This window comes from Nostoc sp., assembly GCF_041747015.1.
In the GTDB taxonomy this organism is placed as follows: Bacteria; Cyanobacteriota; Cyanobacteriia; order Cyanobacteriales; family Nostocaceae; genus Nostoc.
In genome coordinates this window covers 19,688-37,445 of record NZ_JBGTFY010000233.1, presented here as the reverse complement: position 1 = coordinate 37,445, position 17,758 = coordinate 19,688, and the positions used below count along the sequence as shown (strand labels likewise).

The window sequence follows — 17,758 nt, the reverse complement described above, 5'->3', positions numbered from 1 at the left end:
TAATGCCATTGAGTGACGAAAGATTGAGGCTTGCTCCAAAGCCACTGCTGCTGCCAAACACCACGTAGCTCTCCCCAGCAAGGAACTGTTCGTTGGGGTCGGCGAACAGTGCCCCGATAATCAGGTCATCGAAGCCGTCGCCGTTGAAGTCTCCGGCACTGCTGACGGAGTAGCTTGAGCGGTCAAATTCATCAATGCCGTTGAGCACAAAACCATTACTGCCATCAAGTGACGAGAGGTTGAGGCTGGCTCCAAAGCCACTGCTGCTGCCAAACACCACGTAGCTCTCCCCTGCACGATCTTTGCCATTGGGGTCGGCACCTCTTGCCCCGATAATCAGGTCATCGAAGCCATCGCCGTTGAAGTCTCCGGCACTGCTAACAGAGTTGCCTGAGTAGTCACTTTCATTAATGCCGTTGATCACAAAGCCGTTGCTTCCATCAAGTGACGCGAGATTAAAGCTGGCTCCAAAGCCACTGCTGCTGCCAAACACTACGTAGCTTTCCCCTGCATCGTACCTGCCCCCCCCTGGCGAGCCGATAATTAGGTCATCGAAGCCGTCGCCGTTGATGTCTCCGGCACTGCTGACGGAAAAGCTGTAAGGCCCACCGACGTTGATCACAAAGCCGTTGCTGCCATTGAGGGACGAAAGATTGAGCCTCGCTCCAAAGCCACTGCTACTGCCAAACACCACGTAGCTCTTCCCTGCATCGCTCTTGCTGCCTAGCGAGCCGATAATCAGGTCATCGAAGCCGTCGCCGTTGAAGTCTCCGGCACTGCTGACGGAAAAGCTGTAAGACCCACCGACGTTGATCACAAAGCCGTTGCTTCCATCAAGTGACGCGAGATTGAGGCTGGCTCCAAAGCCACTGCTGCTGCCAAGCACCACGTAGCTCTCCTGAAAATAGCTAATGCCCCTGATGAGGTTACCGCTTGATCCGATAATCAAGTCATCGAAGCTGTCGCCGTTGAAGTCTCCGGCATTGCTAACAGAGAAGCCTGAGCTGTCTATATTAATGCCGTTGATCACAAAGCCGTTACTGCCATCGAGGGACGAAAGATTAAGGCTGGCTCCAAAGCCACTGCTGCTGCCAAACACCACGTAGCTCTCCCCTGCATTAATATTGCCGTTGGGGTCGGCACCCGTTGCCCCGATAATCAGGTCATCGAAGCCGTCGCCGTTGATGTCTCCGGCATTGCTAACCGAGCCGCCTGATGTGTCAAATGCATCAATGCCGTTGATCACAAAGCCGTTACTGCCATCAAGATTAGAGAGGTTGAAAACTGCTGTATTAGATGCCATTGCTGTTGATTCCTCTTATCGTTTTGTAATCAGCGTCATAAACATTTAGCGTTATATAAAAGCAAAGCTGGAGTTGCTTACTACCAGCCGATCGCTTGGGAAGAATAAAGATTAGTTTATACAACATACCCAGATGTACAATTTCAGACTATACATCGTCTATCTGTCTAAAGATAGGCGATTTAATACATTACTAAACATTATGTGTAATCTATCTTTGCCTAGCCTGGTTTTTGTTTTAGGGATTTACAAACAAATAGTGATATTACTTTGAGAGTAATTTTATGAAACAAATCACGACTGAAGTTGATGTTTTCACTAATACACTCTTTGCAGGTAATCTGGCGATCGCCTTGCGGTGAAGAAGTGAAAGTGTATTACAACGATAGCGATGTCTACGACGGGCTACGCCTACGCCTTTTTCACGCCAGACAGTCAATCATAGTAGTCTGTTAAATAAAAGAAACGATGCCTTAAAGGTGCACGTCGATGCAACAAAGGTGTACGTTGAGGTATCAAAGGTGCGGGTCAATGCAATAAAGATGCACGTCGATGCAACAAAGGCACACGTCGATGCAACTAAGATGTACGCTAATACAACAAAGGTGCACGCCGATGCAACAAAGGTGCACCCTTGTTGTGTTTAGACAATAGTGAAATTAGCAGCAGTCAGCGTTGTAGTATTAATCCCACTCAGAGTTGCCAAAACTTCATCAGTCGCAGTGACGATAATTTTGTGACCAGCGAAACTGAGTTGACTAAAGCTCAAACCACCAGACAAGCCAATCAAGTCAGTGCCCTTGTAGAAGTCGGTAATAGTATCAGTACCTTGGGTTGCGTTGAAAATTGATGTATTAGATGCCATTATTGTTGATTCCTCTTTTTGCTTCGTAATCAGCTAATGACCTAAGTTGCATAAAAGCAAAGCTAGAGCCGCTTACTAACAGCGAATCATTTTAGAAAAATAAATGACTATTAGCTTATACAACATAGTTAGATGTACAATTTCAAACTGTACATCGTATATCTATCTAAAGATAGGCGATTTAATACATTACTCAAGTTGATAGTTTTCACCAATACAGTCTTTGCAGGTAATCTAGCGATCGCGTTGCGGTGGAGAAGTGAAAGTGTATGATAAGAGCGATGTCTACGATGGTCAATCAATCGCATCCGGCAAAAACTCAGCATCAAGAACTTGGGCAATAGCATAAGGACACTCCACCGGAAACGTATTTATTGGTAGTTCGGTTTCATTACTAGCAGCTTTAAATCCGCGATCGTAACATTGGGCTAAAACTTCTTCTGGGTAAGACTTGAGGCTGGGACTCTCTTGCAGTAAATCTGCAATTCGGTTACGTTGCTCATCAATCGTATTTCGCCAGGAGCTACTTCGTAAACTAGACTGATGTTGCCACTTGAGCAAATGCTGTAATAATACCTCCAATCGGCTTTTTAACTCCCGCCGATCTGACCGTCCCAAGCTTTCAATCTCCTCAATCACAGCATCCCAATCTACTTGTCCAAATTGTCCAGCCTGAATAAGTTGCACAGTTTCTTCTGTCCATGCCACAAAGTCTGTCTCATACAACTGGGTTACGCTTTTTGGAATCGGGATCATGAGCTTCTTGCAATCCACTGTGGACGAGCTAGATTTGAAATATTTTACGCCCATCTTAACGTCATTATTATATCTCCTTAATCACTTACAACTTTTCTTTGTCCTCATTCTTATGCTCTGCATAGTAATGCTTAGAGAAGGTATGCAGTGGAGGGAGAGTTGTAGAATGGAATTGAAAACCATACACAGTAAAGATGGCAGCTAAAGATTTGTTTCATGAAGTGGTAAAGAGGGCGTTAGAAAAAGAACAATGGATCATCACCAACGATCCACTAAGAGTAGAAGTAGGAGGTGCAAAGGTGCAAAGGTGCAAAGTTTGAGATTGACTTGGGTGCTGAACGTCTTTTAGCAGCAGAACGGGCAGGCGAAAAAATAGCCGTTGAAATCAAAACTTTTTTAGGCGACTCACCCATCACTGATTACCATGCGGCACTGGGGCAATTCCTCAACTATCGCCTTGCCTTAGAACTCAGCGAACCAGATCGAACCCTTCATTTAGCAATTCCAGTCGCTTTTCATCAAGCCTTCTTTCAACGGGAATTTGCTCAACTTTCAGTTGAACGATATCAAATTAAACGGCTGATTTATGATCCCGTTCCAGAGGTGATTGTGCAATGGATAAACTAGAAAAGTATCGCCAGTGCATTCAAAATCTACTTAGCGAGTATGTTGTCATACCGATCGCAAATGGCGAAATTGAATCACAAACTGTTTTTGATCTTCAACAAGATCACTATCAAGTGATGAATGTTGGTTGGGATGGCAATCGTCGTGTACATGGCTGCATCTTACACTTAGACATCAAAGATGGCAAAATCTGGGTACAACAGAACACAACAGAGTTACGAATTGCCCATGAATTAGCCGCAATGGGAATTCCTAAAGAAGATATTGTGTTGGGCTTTCAAGCGCCTTATGTCCGAGAATACACCGGATTTGGTGTAGCATGAAGAGTGCTGAGTTGAAAGACCGCCCACAAGAAGATGAAGTGTCTTGCGGGTTAACTGAACTGTATTGCAATGCAGTAGAGTTGTCAGGCGGTGCAATAGAGTTGTTAGTTAATGCAGTAGAGTTGTCAGGCGGTGCAATAGAGTTGTTAGTTAATGGAGTAGAGTCGTCAGGCGGTGCAATAGAGTTGTCAGACAATACAAATACTAAACCGCAAGAGCGTACTTTGCTAAAAAACAACTGTCACAATAATTAAAGAAGCTTATACTATAGTTTTAAATAATGTCTTCTAAACACACAGATAATCGAAGTCTGCTCACATCTCGTGACTGGCCAATTGAGCAATTACCTGGATTGAGCCCAGAGGAACAATCTCAACTACAAAATTGTGGGATTACTACTACAGTAGCACTAGTCAAACAAGGGAAAACTCTAGAGGCAAGGGTAGCCTTAGCAAATAAATTACAGATTCATCTTCAGTATGTAAATAAGTGGATGGCTTTGGCTGATTTAGCCCGAATTCCTAGCGTGGGTACACAATATTGTGGTTTATTGCTCCATGCAGGTATTGCTTCTGTGGCACAGCTAGCTCAGACTCCGACTCACAGATTACACCAACAGATTATGCGCTTGCAGGTAGCAACAATGCAGCGCCGAGATTTGTGTCCAGCAATTGAATTAGTACAACAGTGGAGTCAACAAGCACAAGCAATCATCAGTTAGAAGTTAAAACTCCTAACTTATAACTCTTTAACCAAAACACCATTCAGGAAAATCTCAGCCAGTCCTTCTGCCATTTCCTGCATTTTTTGGGGAGAGGCATCAGGTTCTATGATGGTGTTGTTAGAAAAACCTGCGATCGCAAACATTCCTAAGAAAACTTTAGCGACTAACTTCGCATCCATCTGCCGATAGATGCCTTTGTCCATTGCGGTTTGAAAAAACGCTTCGCCTACATCAGTCATTTTAGTAATAACTTCTAATTGGATGCGATCGCGCAAATCGGGGTGAAACTGCACCTCCATAAAGCAAACGCGCATCAAATCAGCATTTTTTTGAAGATTCCACATCCGGCGGCGCATCACTTGTGCTACAGCTTTATAGCTACCCATTTCACTCAATTCTGTCAGCAAATCCGTCAGAATCTCTACCCATCCACTGGTCGCTACTTCTACCAAAATCGCCTTTTTATTGGGAAAATAACGAAAGAGAGTGCCTTCAGCCACACCTGCTGCCTGTGCTAACTCACGGGTAGTAGTGCCGTCAAATCCCTTAGAGGCAAACAATCGTTGTGCTGCTTCTAAAATCCGGGTGCGCGTCTGAGCTTCTGAAGGTGGGGAAGAATTAAAAACTCGCATAACAGTTATGGTGAGGTATTCGGAACAGGATTTGTCGGATTATTGTCTAACGTCAAGTATAAAGAGCCACTGAAAGCTTAATACAAAATTAACGCCCTTTTGCTAGGCATCCTGTTTTTTAGGTAGTGTAACTTTACTCTAATTTTCGCTCATGAACCAACTCAATTGCTTGCGACCAATGTTGGATTGGTCAAAGAAATTATCCCTCACACTACGTTGGCTGTTCATCACATTGTCAGTTTTAATTATCTTCTGGTGGGGATTGTTGCCAGAAATCGCTCTGGCTCAAACTCAGACAGCACCTCCTCCTCAAAGAGTGCTGCAACTTAAGAAAACTCCAACTCCACCAAATCAAAATCAAAGCTCAATCCAACCTTATCTGGATCGAGTGATTAAACAGTTGACGGAGTTTCGTCTCGACAATGGTCTGAAATTCATTGTCTTGGAACGGCATAAAGCACCTGTGGTTTCCTTTCTTACCTATGCAAATGTCGGTGGTGTAGATGAGCCAGATGGCAAAACTGGTGTCGCTCACTTTCTAGAACATTTGGCATTCAAAGGCACAACGCGCATTGGTACAGAAGACTACAAAGCTGAAAAACCACTACTTGACAAATTAGAGCAGTTGGATGCCCAAATTAAAACAGCAAAAGCCGATGGCAAAAAAGATGAAGTTGCTCGGTTACAAGCTGAGTTTGAGCAAGTGGAAGCGCAAGCCGCAAAGTTAGTTAAGCAAAACGAACTAGGGCAAATTGTCGAACAAGCCGGAGGTGTGGGTTTAAATGCCAATACTTCCACTGAAGCCACCCGTTATCTGTACAGCTTTCCTGCGAATAAGCTAGAACTTTGGATGTCGCTAGAGTCAGAGCGATTTCTCGACCCGGTAATTCGTCGTGAGTTTTATAAAGAAAAAGATGTAATTTTAGAAGAGCGACGGATGCGGGTAGATAATTCACCGATTGGCATGATGGTGGAAAAATTTATCGATACTGCTTATAAAGTCCATCCCTACAGGCGTCCGATAATTGGTTATGACGAAGATATCCGCAATCTGACACCAGAGGATGTGCAGAAGTTTTTTGATACTCACTACGTACCAAGTAATATAACGATCGCCATTGTCGGAGATGTCAATCCGGTTGAGGTGAAAAAGCTCGCACAAACTTATTTTGGACGTTATCAAGCAAAACCCAAAGCTGTTAAGCAAATCCCGGTGGAACCGCAACAACAACAAACACGAGAAGTTACTTTACAGCTAGCTTCTCAACCCTGGTATTTGGAAGGTTATCATCGTCCGGCAATAACTCATCCAGATAATGCAGCCTATCAAATCATTGGCAGTTTATTAAGTGATGGGCGCACGTCACGGCTGTATAAATCTTTGATAGAAAAGCAGCGTTTGGCGTTAAATGCCCAAGGTTACAGTGGATTTCCTGGAGATAAATATCCAAACCTGATATTTTTCTATGCTCTCACGGCTCCTGGTCATACAGTTGATGAATTGGCGGTAGCTTTGCGCCAAGAAATTGACAAATTAAAAACTGAGCCTGTAACGGCGACTGAGTTGGAACGGGTGAAAACTCAAGCACGGGCGAGTTTGTTACGCACCCTCGCTTCTAATATGGGCATGGCAGAGCAATTGTTGGAATATGAGGTCAAAACTGGTTCTTGGCGAAACTTGTTTAAGCAGTTGGATGATATTGCGGCGGTGACAACTGTTGATATTCAACGGGTGGCAAAGCAGACGTTTACGCCGGAAAATCGCACGACTGGTAAGCTGTTATCGAAAGAAGGATGAGAGAAGCGGCTTGCTGTAGGCTACCGCAAATTTTCCAGGCAAAGGGCGTAAAGGAAGAGAGATATGCAGAGGTATAAAGTGAAGAATAAAAGGAAGATGGCATTAAAAATTCAAAATGGGAAGAGGCTTGTTTATGCCTTGATTGTGGCTTTTGCCTTTTTACTTTTAACTTCTTTTAACTTTTCTCTGGCGGCGACGCCTGAGGCAAAGCATTACACTGAATTGCAACTTGCACCGCTACCTGAGATTAAGTTACCTAAGTATGAGCGGTTTGTTCTCCCGAACGGCTTGGTTGTCTATTTAATGGAGGATCACGAGTTACCCTTGGTGAAAGGTACGACATTAATCCAAACTGGGAGTCGTTTGGAGCCACTAAAGAAAGTCGGGTTGGCTGGTTTTACAGGCGCAGTCATGCGGACTGGGGGAACTAAGAAGCATTCGCCTGATGAACTCAACGAGATGTTGGAACAACGAGCAGCTGAGGTTGAAACTAGTATTGGTGAAGCTTCTGGTACTGCTAGCTTTGAGGCACTCAGTGAAGATTTAGAAACGGTGTTTGGGCTGTTTGCTGAGGTACTGCGATCGCCAGTATTTGCTCAAGAAAAGCTAGACTTGGCTAAGACACAAGTTAAGGGTGGTATTGCTCGTCGCAATGACGATCCAGATGATATTGCTAGTCGAGAATTTGAGAAATTGATCTATGGGAAAGCGAGCCCTTATGCTCGCACGACAGAGTATGCAACGGTGGATCAAGTTTCTCGTGAGGATTTGCTGAAGTTTTATCAGCAATATTTCCACCCCAATAATATGATTTTAGGGATTGTGGGAGATTTTAACTCCAAGAAAATGCGATCGCTCATTCAAGCTCAGTTTGGCGACTGGAAGCGCAACCCCAAAATTGCTAAACCCCAATTACCAGAGGTTTCAGCAGCTAATGCCGGTGGAGTCTTTTTTGTCAATCAACCACAACTGACCCAAAGTAGTGTGCTTATCGGGCATTTAGGCGGAAGGTTCGACAATCCAGACTATCCCGCGCTGAATGTATTAAATGAAGTGTTAAATGGATTTGGCGGACGCTTATTTAATGAATTGCGATCGCGTCAAGGTTTAGCTTACTCAGTATACGGCTACTGGAGTCCCCGCTACGATTATCCGGGAATGTTTATTGCTGGTGGACAAACGCGATCGGATGCTACCGTGCAGTTTGTCAAAGCCTTACAAGCTCAAATCAAGCGTATCCAAGCTCAAAGAGTGACAGCAAAAGAACTGGCTTTTGCCAAAGACTCTACACTCAACTCCTTTGTATTCAACTTTCAAACCCCCGGTCAAACCTTATCACGGTTGATGCAATACGAATATTACGGCTATCCCGCTGATTTCCTCTTTCGCTATCAAAAAGCCGTCGCCGCCACCACAGCCGCCGATGTGCAACGAGTAGCACAAGAATACCTCAAGCCAGAAAATATCGTAACTCTAGTGGTGGGGAATCAAAGCGCCATTCAACCGCCCCTAACGCAGCTAGCTGCACAGGTAACGCCGATAGATGTGACGATTCCCAATTCGCAACCACAAGCAAAGAACTAGTTGTATAGATTGATGCTTTAGTCAAACATCCTTTATCTAGAAGAGTAAAAGCTTCACAAACTTCGAGTCTGTGAGGCTTTTCAGAAATTAGTGAAGGTATTGATAAATATGTAAGAATACGTAACTTTTTACTATTAATTAGTTTAATGTTACCTATCAGTTGAAGTCGGTGTTTTTTGTAACGAAGCAATTAACAGGCAAACAATACCGATACTAATAAATGAATCTGCCACATTAAATACAGCAAAGTTAATCAGGCGAAAATCAAGAAAATCAACAACATAGCCTAAAACAAAGCGATCAATGCCATTGCCCATAGCTCCACCTAAAATCAAACCATAACCTAGCTGATCCCACAGATTTAACGCTGGACTAAATAATGCCAACGCTATCAATACTAAACTCACTCCTAAAGATAGCCAGCGCAACCACTCTACTTTCCCACTTAACAGGCTAAAAGCGGCACCAGTATTAGTAACATAGGTAAGGTGAAATATTCCAGGTAAAAGTGGTAGTGTTTGCCCCAACCTGAAAGTTTGCACCACCCAGTATTTTGTTATTTGGTCTAAGAAAAAAACTATGAAGGCAGCAATCCAGAAAAGACGATTTTTTAAATGCATGGCGAATTAGTCAAGAGTCAAGAGCAGCCAGTCATGTGCTCAGAGAAGTCGGAGCGCCGGCTTAAGGGAATCTGAATTTCGGGGGGTTCCCCGTTAAGTGAACTGTGTTTAAAGGTCAAGAGTCAAGGTTTAAGAGCTAATCTTTGGACAATGGACTAATGACTAATAAAACATTAAGTGACGCAATACATATGCTATTACAGTTACGGCACAGACTACAGTTAGTTGCCCTGGTAGTGCAAACCAGGAGTATCTAAGGATTGCTTGCATCAAGGATAGATTTTCTGTGCCTTTCCACTGAAAAAGATAGCTAATAATCAAATAATTAATACCGCATAAGTGGAGAGTTAACAAGCCACAGATGCAACTAAAGGCAAGGGTTTCTATTCTAGGTCTAGCTTTAAAGGCGAACAAGCCACAAATCCAAGCTCCAGGAATAAAGCCCAGCAGATAGCCAAACTGAGAGAGCTTCACATAACCGATACCACCACCATCGGCAAATACAGGTAATAAGGTTAACCCCATCACTAAATAGGCAATTTGCGACAGTGCACCAGCATTTTTGCCTCCTAAACAACCCACCAACAGTACTGCGCCAATTTGAAAAGTGACACCTAAAGAAAAAGTTTGAATTCCGTGCTGACTCCAGCTCCAAGGTAAGGTGATGCCATAAGCTTCTAGAAAAGTGCCACCCACTGTCAGGAGTAAGCCAACCATAGACCATAATAATTGATTGGAAACAGCAAACATTTATCAGGCAACCAAGGAAAGGCAAAAGCGAAAACCAACAGCAACCAGTATAGACATTACATTAATATATATGCCTGTACTGCTTCCCTACGGGACAGCATTGCTTAAGAGTAGGGGTATTGCCAATAGGTGTCAACTTAACGTAAAAGTGATGTCCCGCAAGGAACTTAAGTTTTTTGCTAATAGCACAAGTCATCTGAAGATGACTAAATACCTCCAAAAATCTCTAGTCTACTGAAGTAGACTTTAGCTGTTAGCCTTGAACTAAAGTTCAAGGTGGGTGATGAAGCCAACAGTTAAGCTATTCCTAGCTTAAGTTGACACGAATGGGTATGCAGAACCTAAAAAGCAGGCGGAGGTTCCAATCTGACAGTAGGATACCCTATCTTAAACCTGACATCTTGATTAATAATTTATTGCTAGTATTTAGCAGTAAATTCATTTAAAAATGTGCAAATTAAAAAATATTTAAAGCGTACCAAAATTATTTGTATTTTACTTTATTCAGTGCTAAATCTTGGTGTAATTTAAATCAAAGTTGAAATCATTACGTATTTAAATCTGTGCCTTTACTAACTTTAACTTGAATGAACCTAAGTAGGTGTTAGGATTTACTTAACCAGTTGTTAACTTTTTTGTGACCCTTCAGTGCTAATGTTCATACTGTTAATCCATAGCATAATTTATAAAAATCCTTTATGTTCTCTTCAAAGATGCAGTTAGTTGCTCCCTTAGTTGCTCTGGCAATTGGTATTGCCTCTTGCGGCGATAACAATCAAGCTTCTAACAACCCTAGCCCAGCAGCTGATGGCGGTGCTACCCCAGCTACCACTACAGCAGCTGGATCAAATTTATCTGGAACAGTAAAGGTAGATGGTTCCAGTACCGTCTATCCTATTTCTGAGGCAATGGCAGAAGAGTTTCAAAAGGCGAATACTGGGGTAAAAGTTACTGTAGCTTCCTCTGGTACGGGTGGAGGCTTTAAGAAGTTCTGTGCAGGTGAAACTGATATTTCTAATGCTTCGCGCCCGATTAAAGCGGAAGAAGTAGAACTCTGTAAAAAAGGTAATATCGAATATATTGAATTACCGATCGCTTATGATGGACTTTCAGTGGTAGCTAACCCCCAAAACAACTTTGTTGATTGCCTTAAAGTTGATGAACTGAAAAAAATGTGGGAGCCAGCAGCTCAAGGCAAAGTTACCCAATGGAACCAAATTAACCCTAAATTCCCAGCAGAAAAAATAGGTTTGTACGGTCCTGGTACTGACTCTGGGACTTATGACTATTTTACTCAAGCAGTTGTGGGTAAAGAAGGAGAAAGCCGAGGCGATTTTACTGCTAGTGAAGATGACAACACCCTGGTACAGGGTGTGAGTTCAGACAAAGGCGGTTTGGCCTTCTTCGGCTATGCCTATTACGAAAACAACAAAGACAAATTAAAGCTTGTAGGCATTGATGGTGGTAAGGGCTGTGTTCAACCTAGTCCACAAACGATCGCCGATGGTACTTACCAGCCCCTAGCTCGCCCAGAGTTTATCTACATCAAAAAAACAGCGGCAGCGCGTCCTGAAGTCAAGGCTTTTGTTGATTTCAATTATGCTGAGGCAAACCAAAAGTTAGTTACAGAAGTGGGCTACGTACCTTTACCTAGCGACCTACTCCCTGAAGTTCAGGCACGTTTCAATAATGGCACAGTAGGTTCGGTTTTTGAGGGCAAGGGTTCTCAAATCGGTGTAACCCTGAAAGACCTTCTCAAGAAAGAAAAGTAAGAGTTATTGAAGAAGAATTCAGAAGTCAGAATTCAGGAGCGATGCCCTGAGCCTGCCGTTGGCGCAGCCTCTCGGTCAGAATCAAGACGCTCTCTACGTTCGCGCAGCGTGTCGCAGACAGACCCTAAAAGCGTAGCTTGCTTCTCTGTAAGAGTAACGCGGACTCGCTATCAGTGGCGGGCTGAATCCCCCACTGATTGAAGACCACACTTTGGCGCTGCTCAGTGACCACCAAATTGAAAATTTGGTGGGGGTGCAAAAACGCCGCTTATTCAGCGTTCGACTGAGCGCTCACGCCGAAGTCCGCCACTTGTAAAGAATTAATTCTGAATTCTGACTCCTGACTCCTGAATTCTGTTTGATAAAAAGAAAGAGTTTGAATTTATGAGGTTGTCCCCAAATGACTACCAGCCCACCATCTAATGAACCAGATAAATCTAACTTATGGCAGCCCAATCGGACTTTGAGTAAGCGGGTGGAAACTGGCGTAAAAGCGCTGTTTGCCTTGTTTGCTTTCGTCTCAGTTTTAACCACAATTGGGATTGTCTTAACGCTGATTTTTGAGACTGTAGAATTCTTTAAAGCCGTGTCCATCTGGCAGTTTTTAACAGATACACAATGGACGCCGCTGTTCACTAATAAGCAGTTCGGAATCATGGTGCTAATTAGTGCCACATTGCTCTCATCTGTAATTGCGATCGCAGTAGCATTACCACTAGGATTATTAGCTGCTATCTGCTTAAGTGAGTATGCTCCGGCTGAACTTCGCAAATGGCTAAAGCCAGCCCTAGAAGTATTAGCTGGGGTACCAACTGTTGTGTTTGGTTACTTTGCATTGTTTACAGTTACACCCTTCCTCCAAACATTCATCCCTGGTATACAGGGCTTCAATGCTTTGAGTGCAGGTGTCGTATTGGGAATTTCGATTATTCCTTTGGTAGCTTCTTTGAGTGAAGACGCTATTTATTCCGTTCCGCGTAGTCTGCGGGAAGGTGCTTATGCATTGGGATCAACCAAGCGGGAAACAATTATTTCAGTAGTGTTACCAGCGGCTTTATCTGGGATAGTAGCTTCTTTTATCTTGGCTATTTCCCGCGCTATTGGTGAAACAATGATTGTCACCATCGCGGCTGGACAAAACCCTCAATTGGGCTTCAATCCGTTAGTGCCAATTCAGACAATGACAGCATACATTGTCCAAGTGAGTAAAGGAGACACACCAGCCGGCTCACTAGCGTATAAAACTATTTTTGCGGTGGGTATGACTTTGTTTCTGATCACCTTAGCCCTGAATATTTTTAGTTACTGGTTTGTTCGCCGCTTCCGGGAGAAATACGAATGACAACAAGTGATACTAAGTCGACAAATCAGTCTGGGGTCAATCCAAACTTTGACCTCGCGCTGAATAAACGCTACAACCTCGACAAAGTTTTTGCGATCGCTACTTGGGTTGCAACTTCATTTGCGTTGCTGGTGTTAGCTATTTTACTTATTGATGTCTTGACTGACGGTCTTGGTGGCTTGAATTGGTCTTTTCTTACCAGCTTTTCTTCTCGCCGTGCCTCCTCTTCTGGGATATTAGCTCCCTTGGTTGGTACTATTTGGCTGTTGGTAATAACAGCCTTAATTTCCTTTCCCTTAGGAGTAGGTGCAGGAATTTTCTTAGAAGAATATGCCACAGACAACTGGTTTACTCGCTTAATTGAAATCAACATTGCAAATTTAGCCGCAGTGCCATCGATTATTTACGGCTTGCTAGGCTTGCAAATTTTTGTCCGGGTGATAGAACCAATCACCAAGGGACGTAGTGTGCTAGCTGGTGCTTTAACCTTGAGTTTGTTAATTCTACCAATTATCATTATTACCACTCGTGAAGCATTACGTGCGGTTCCCGATAGTCTAAGACAAGCAGGTTTTGCCCTTGGTGCCAACAGATGGCAAATCATCCGAGAACAAATTTTCCCCATTGCTTTACCAGGTATACTTACTGGTACAATTCTGGCACTTTCACGAGCGATCGGTGAAACAGCACCGTTGATTGTAATCGGGGCTGTTGGGTTCATTACTTTCTTACCTGAACTTTCTTTAAAAGGCTTGCAAAGTCCTTTTACAGCACTACCAATTCAGATTTTTGACTGGGTTTCTCGCCCTCAAGTAGAGTTTCATCAAAATGCTGCTGCTGGCATTATTGTTTTGATGATCGTGTTGCTGTTGATGAATTCAACAGCCATAATTTTACGCAATAAATTTCAGCAGTCACGCTAAACAAACCCTATCTAAATGTATATTTTCAGTATCTACCTGAAATTTTTGTATGGTATCAAACTCAAAAACCGCAACTTACGAGAGTATTTTACAAGCTGAACAGTTATCTGTTTTCTATGGTAGTTTTAAAGCAGTTCGTGATGTCAACTTAAACATTGGCAAAAACAAAATTACTGCTCTTATTGGCCCTTCTGGATGTGGTAAAAGCACTGTACTAAGATGTTTTAACCGCTTAAATGACTTGATTCCTGGCGCACACATTGAGGGAAGAATTACCTTTGATGATACCGATATTTATGACAAAAAAATTGACACAGTAGAATTGCGCCGTCGGGTTGGGATGGTGTTTCAAAAGCCTAACCCTTTCCCAAAATCAATTTATGAAAATATCGCCTTTGGAGCCAGAATTAACGGCTATCGAGGTGATATGGATGAATTAGTAGAGCGGAGTTTAAAGCAAGCTGCTTTGTGGGATGAAGTTAAACATAAACTTAGACAAAGTGGTTTATCTATATCTGGTGGTCAACAGCAGCGTTTGTGTATTGCTCGTGCTTTAGCAATTCAACCAGAAGTTTTACTAATGGATGAACCCTGTTCAGCCCTTGACCCAATTTCAACTTTGCGGGTTGAAGAATTACTCCAAGAATTGAAGTCGCAATATACGATTATTATCGTCACCCACAATATGCAGCAGGCTGCGCGGGTGTCGGATATGACAGCATTTTTTAATGCACAGGCGACAGAAACGGGCAGCAAAATGGGATATCTAGTCGAATACGATTTTACAGAGCATATTTTCAACAATCCTCAGCAGGAAGATACCCGAGATTACGTCAGCGGTAAATTTGGATAAATGTTTCACATTGCTGATGTTGGAGCAGTGAGAGATATACAGCCTCAAAAAGTTCATTTACTTAATATTTAGAAGCATTTAAAATGCTCTCAGAAGTGGTTAACCAGGATTTGCCATAAGTCCTGCAATGTCTCTCACGGGCTGAACTTTATAATATCCTTTGAGGTTTTCCATAGACTTTCAGCTTAGAATAACTAAGTCAATCTTCAAACCAAGCTTAATCTCAGTATTTAAGTTTGTCAGCCGTGAAACTTACCATACTGAGAAAGTCAGGCAAAAATATGGCTGCAAAAATTCCTGTCACAGTGATTACAGGCTTCTTAGGTAGTGGAAAAACCAGCCTAATTCGCCACCTGCTACAAAACAACCAAGGACGCCGCATTGCCGTTTTAGTCAACGAATTTGGCGAACTCGGTATTGATGGCGAATTATTGAAATCTTGTCAAGTTTGCCCAGAAGATGATGAGGGCGACAGTAATATTTTTGAATTAACTAATGGCTGCTTATGCTGCACCGTGCAGGAAGAATTTTACCCGACGATGCAAGAGTTAATCAAGCGGCGAGATAGCATCGACTGCATTTTGATTGAAACCTCTGGTTTAGCCTTGCCAAAACCCCTGATAAAGGCTTTTCGCTGGCAAGAAATTCGCAACGCCGCCACTGTAGATGCGGTGATTACTGTAGTAGATTGTGCGGCGGTAGCAGCAGGGACATTTGCTAGCGATCCAGAGGCGATCGCAGCCCAGCGACAAGCAGATGATAGTCTAGAACACGAAACACCCTTACAAGAACTGTTTGAAGACCAACTTGCTTGTGCAGACTTAGTAGTATTGAATAAAATTGACTTGGTAGATGCCGAGACAAAAGCCAGAGTTGAGGAATTAATTAAACAAGAGTTGCCCAGAGTGGTAAAGATTGTCGAGAGCAATGGTTCTCAACTAGATGCATCTATATTATTAGGATTTCAAGCCGCAGTTGAAGATAACTTAGATAGCCGTCCCAGTCATCATGATACTGAAGAAGACCATAACCACGACGAAGAGATTACTTCAGCTAATTTAATTTTGGATCGTGCCTTTGACCCAGAAAAACTGCAACAGCAGTTGCAAACATTGGCACAACAACAAGAAATTTACCGGATTAAAGGCTTTGTCGCAGTGCCAAATAAATCTATGCGCCTAGTCATGCAGGGCGTGGGAACTAGATTTGATAAATTTTACGATCGCCCCTGGAAACCAGATGAGGCTAGGCAAACTCGGTTAGTTTTCATCGGTCGTGATTTGAATTCTTCAGAAATTGAATCGCAGCTAGTAGCTTTATAAGTTAGGAGTTAGGAGTTAGGAGTTATGAATAACTGCTTAATTCAAAAACATTTAAAATAATGTTAATCGTTTAAAATTTCTAATTCGTAACTCCTCAACCATACCTTTTCATTCCTAATTTATCAATTCTGACTTTACCAAACTATGACTATTTCTCAACTATTTAACATTGCCAATCTTTTCGTCTTGCCTTTTTGGGCTTTGATGATTTTATTGCCAAACTGGAAAGTCACACGACAGATAATGGAATCATAATCTGCCTTTTATGCTATTAACAGGCGCGTATTCATATTTGTTTATCAATAGTATTACACCAGAAAACGCCCAAGCTTTATCGAATCCCCAATTAGCTGATATTGCGCGATTTTTTACAGATGAAACAGCTGCTGCAACAGGTTGGATTCATTTTTTAGTGATGGATTTATTTGTGGGTCGCTGGATTTATTGGGAAGGTCAGAAAACGGGTATTTGGACAATTCACTCTCTGGCTTTATCTTTGTTTGCTGGGCCTTTAGGATTACTGTCTCACATCTTGACTGACTGGATTGTTAAGAGATTTTTCCCAAAGTTTCAGCAAAATGAAACTGTGACGGTAGCAGAACAAAAAGTATCATCAACTGGTACATAATATTAGGGGCGCATAACTAGCTGTACGCCCCTAATACCATTAATTACCTGATTTTAAAATTATTAAGCGTTATCTTGTCTATAGTCGGCATCTAACCAACAACGTGGTAAATCTTCACCAGACGGAAAAACAAGATTTTCTTTTTTAAAATTCTCAGGCTGTTGTTCTTCTTGACCTTCTTGATCTTGTGCCTGAACAATATCAGAATTCGGGTCGATTAACTCCTGAATTTCAAGAATTTTTACCAATTCGCCAGTATCTTTAAGTTGTAAAAGCATACAAATTGCCTCAATAAGTTTGCATGAAAGTTCTGGGCGAGTCTGAAGTATTCTTAAGTATAAACTCGCTCATATCTCAACTGATTTAGAACGTCGAGATTCCTTAATTGTTAAAGGAAATTTTTACCAGATATACACAAATTGCCCAAAATTAATCTTATGTGTATATGTGGTTTTTATTTTTATAAAATTGATCCAGTAAACAAACCCTAATTCAGCGTCTCAAATACAAAATTGAATAAGATAATGCTGACCGATAAAATTGTCTAATTCAAATAATCTTAGTTTTAGCGATTAGATTTCGCGCTGATATTTTTCCAAAATATCTACTAAGTTGACCTGGCATTGCAATGGCAGTAAATCGATTAAAGGAATTTCACTTTTACCACCGCCAATTTTTATTGGAATTGATTTCAAGACTTTTGTAACTTGGTCTTCATTTACATTCTTAGAAGTAATTAAGGGATATAACTGTTCAGCAACAAGGGTATGCAGTTTGGCATTAGATAAATAAAGATGCCATTTGGCAATGTCCATATAGACATTTTCACCAATTTCAGCTGCTAGGGCTTCCAGTAGTTCTGTGGTGTTAGTTTTAGCCATAAAAATAATCCTACATTAGGAAAGAGCGCAAAATTTCAAACTTTTTAATATTATG

The 17,758-nt window shown here is 42.3% G+C and carries 18 protein-coding genes and 3 pseudogenes; 13 read left to right on the top strand and 8 right to left on the bottom strand.

The window, feature by feature from the left end; translation table 11 throughout:
• A pseudogene (locus ACEW80_RS18915) lies at positions 1–1,303 on the bottom strand (hypothetical protein); the annotation flags it as partial.
• A 309-nt stretch (positions 1,304–1,612) separates the two neighbouring features.
• On the opposite strand from ACEW80_RS18915, the gene ACEW80_RS18910 reads away from it, so the two are divergent.
• The gene (locus ACEW80_RS18910) at positions 1,613–1,759 is read left to right on the top strand and encodes a hypothetical protein (protein WP_373528073.1); all 147 of its coding nucleotides are present in this window, start codon (positions 1,613–1,615) and stop codon (positions 1,757–1,759) included.
• A 187-nt stretch (positions 1,760–1,946) separates the two neighbouring features.
• Here ACEW80_RS18910 and ACEW80_RS18905 read toward each other — a convergent pair whose 3' ends face one another.
• Both ACEW80_RS18905 and ACEW80_RS18900 read right to left on the bottom strand, forming a co-directional pair.
• Positions 1,947–2,168, bottom strand: a complete 222-nt coding sequence (locus tag ACEW80_RS18905) for a hypothetical protein (RefSeq protein ID WP_373528072.1) — start codon at positions 2,166–2,168, stop codon at positions 1,947–1,949.
• 294 nt (positions 2,169–2,462) lie between these two features.
• Positions 2,463–2,924, bottom strand: coding sequence for a DUF29 domain-containing protein (locus ACEW80_RS18900; RefSeq protein WP_373528071.1), 462 nt, complete (start codon positions 2,922–2,924; stop codon positions 2,463–2,465).
• Between the two features lie 194 nt (positions 2,925–3,118).
• On the opposite strand from ACEW80_RS18900, the pseudogene ACEW80_RS18895 reads away from it, so the two are divergent.
• The 4 genes and pseudogenes from ACEW80_RS18895 (at position 3,119) to ACEW80_RS18880 (ending at position 4,595) form a co-directional block, all read left to right on the top strand.
• Positions 3,119–3,551, top strand: a pseudogene (locus ACEW80_RS18895) (XisH family protein).
• Complete coding sequence (locus tag ACEW80_RS18890) at positions 3,539–3,874, top strand: XisI protein (protein WP_373528070.1); 336 nt, start codon at positions 3,539–3,541, stop codon at positions 3,872–3,874. The pseudogene ACEW80_RS18895 and the gene ACEW80_RS18890 overlap by 13 nt, the downstream one beginning before the upstream one ends.
• Before the next feature lie 11 nt (positions 3,875–3,885).
• Complete coding sequence (locus tag ACEW80_RS18885; protein ID WP_373528069.1) at positions 3,886–4,128, top strand: hypothetical protein; 243 nt, start codon at positions 3,886–3,888, stop codon at positions 4,126–4,128.
• A gap of 26 nt (positions 4,129–4,154) precedes the next feature.
• Positions 4,155–4,595, top strand: a complete 441-nt coding sequence (locus ACEW80_RS18880; protein WP_373528068.1) for a DUF4332 domain-containing protein — start codon at positions 4,155–4,157, stop codon at positions 4,593–4,595.
• A gap of 17 nt (positions 4,596–4,612) precedes the next feature.
• On the opposite strand, the gene ACEW80_RS18875 is transcribed toward ACEW80_RS18880, so the two are convergent.
• The gene (locus ACEW80_RS18875) at positions 4,613–5,230 is read right to left on the bottom strand and encodes a TetR/AcrR family transcriptional regulator (protein ID WP_373528067.1); all 618 of its coding nucleotides are present in this window, start codon (positions 5,228–5,230) and stop codon (positions 4,613–4,615) included.
• A gap of 151 nt (positions 5,231–5,381) precedes the next feature.
• On the opposite strand from ACEW80_RS18875, the gene ACEW80_RS18870 reads away from it, so the two are divergent.
• Positions 5,382–7,028 carry an insulinase family protein gene (locus tag ACEW80_RS18870; RefSeq protein WP_373528066.1) on the top strand — a complete coding sequence of 549 codons (1,647 nt, stop codon included), beginning with the start codon at positions 5,382–5,384 and terminating at the stop codon, positions 7,026–7,028.
• Positions 7,029–7,124: 96 nt separating this feature from the next.
• A complete protein-coding gene (locus tag ACEW80_RS18865; RefSeq protein ID WP_373528065.1) occupies positions 7,125–8,612 on the top strand; it encodes a M16 family metallopeptidase in 1,488 nt (495 codons plus the stop codon).
• Positions 8,613–8,761: 149 nt separating this feature from the next.
• Here the strand turns inward: ACEW80_RS18865 and lspA are convergent, their stop codons facing one another.
• Together lspA and ACEW80_RS18855 are read right to left on the bottom strand one after the other, a co-directional pair.
• Positions 8,762–9,232, bottom strand: a complete 471-nt coding sequence (gene lspA, locus ACEW80_RS18860; protein ID WP_373528064.1) for a signal peptidase II — start codon at positions 9,230–9,232, stop codon at positions 8,762–8,764.
• A gap of 162 nt (positions 9,233–9,394) precedes the next feature.
• Entirely contained in the window at positions 9,395–9,982 is a 588-nt protein-coding gene (locus ACEW80_RS18855) for a biotin transporter BioY (protein ID WP_373528063.1), read from the bottom strand.
• A 698-nt stretch (positions 9,983–10,680) separates the two neighbouring features.
• Between ACEW80_RS18855 and ACEW80_RS18850 the strand changes: the two genes are divergently transcribed.
• The 6 genes and pseudogenes from ACEW80_RS18850 to ACEW80_RS18825 all read left to right on the top strand — a co-directional run bounded on the left by ACEW80_RS18850 (position 10,681) and on the right by ACEW80_RS18825 (position 16,822).
• Positions 10,681–11,754 carry a PstS family phosphate ABC transporter substrate-binding protein gene (locus ACEW80_RS18850; RefSeq protein ID WP_373528062.1) on the top strand — a complete coding sequence of 358 codons (1,074 nt, stop codon included), beginning with the start codon at positions 10,681–10,683 and terminating at the stop codon, positions 11,752–11,754.
• Between the two features lie 400 nt (positions 11,755–12,154).
• Positions 12,155–13,096, top strand: coding sequence for a phosphate ABC transporter permease subunit PstC (gene pstC / locus ACEW80_RS18845; RefSeq protein WP_373528061.1), 942 nt, complete (start codon positions 12,155–12,157; stop codon positions 13,094–13,096).
• Positions 13,093–14,019 (top strand): phosphate ABC transporter permease PstA, encoded by a 927-nt coding sequence (gene pstA / locus ACEW80_RS18840; protein WP_373528060.1) that lies wholly within the window; start codon positions 13,093–13,095, stop codon positions 14,017–14,019. Before pstC ends, pstA begins: the two co-directional genes overlap by 4 nt.
• Positions 14,020–14,068: 49 nt before the next feature.
• Positions 14,069–14,872: a phosphate ABC transporter ATP-binding protein PstB gene (gene pstB / locus ACEW80_RS18835; RefSeq protein ID WP_373528059.1), complete on the top strand. Its 804-nt coding sequence runs from the start codon at positions 14,069–14,071 to the stop codon at positions 14,870–14,872.
• Positions 14,873–15,153: 281 nt separating this feature from the next.
• Positions 15,154–16,194, top strand: a complete 1,041-nt coding sequence (gene cobW, locus ACEW80_RS18830) for a cobalamin biosynthesis protein CobW (RefSeq protein ID WP_373528058.1) — start codon at positions 15,154–15,156, stop codon at positions 16,192–16,194.
• 144 nt (positions 16,195–16,338) lie between these two features.
• Positions 16,339–16,822: pseudogene (locus tag ACEW80_RS18825) on the top strand (ABA4-like family protein).
• 62 nt (positions 16,823–16,884) lie between these two features.
• Here the strand turns inward: ACEW80_RS18825 and ACEW80_RS18820 are convergent.
• Entirely contained in the window at positions 16,885–17,100 is a 216-nt protein-coding gene (locus ACEW80_RS18820; RefSeq protein ID WP_373528057.1) for an acetyltransferase, read from the bottom strand.
• Positions 17,101–17,394: 294 nt separating this feature from the next.
• Positions 17,395–17,703 (bottom strand): DUF3181 family protein, encoded by a 309-nt coding sequence (locus tag ACEW80_RS18815; RefSeq protein WP_373528056.1) that lies wholly within the window; start codon positions 17,701–17,703, stop codon positions 17,395–17,397.
• Positions 17,704–17,758: the final 55 nt, after the last annotated feature.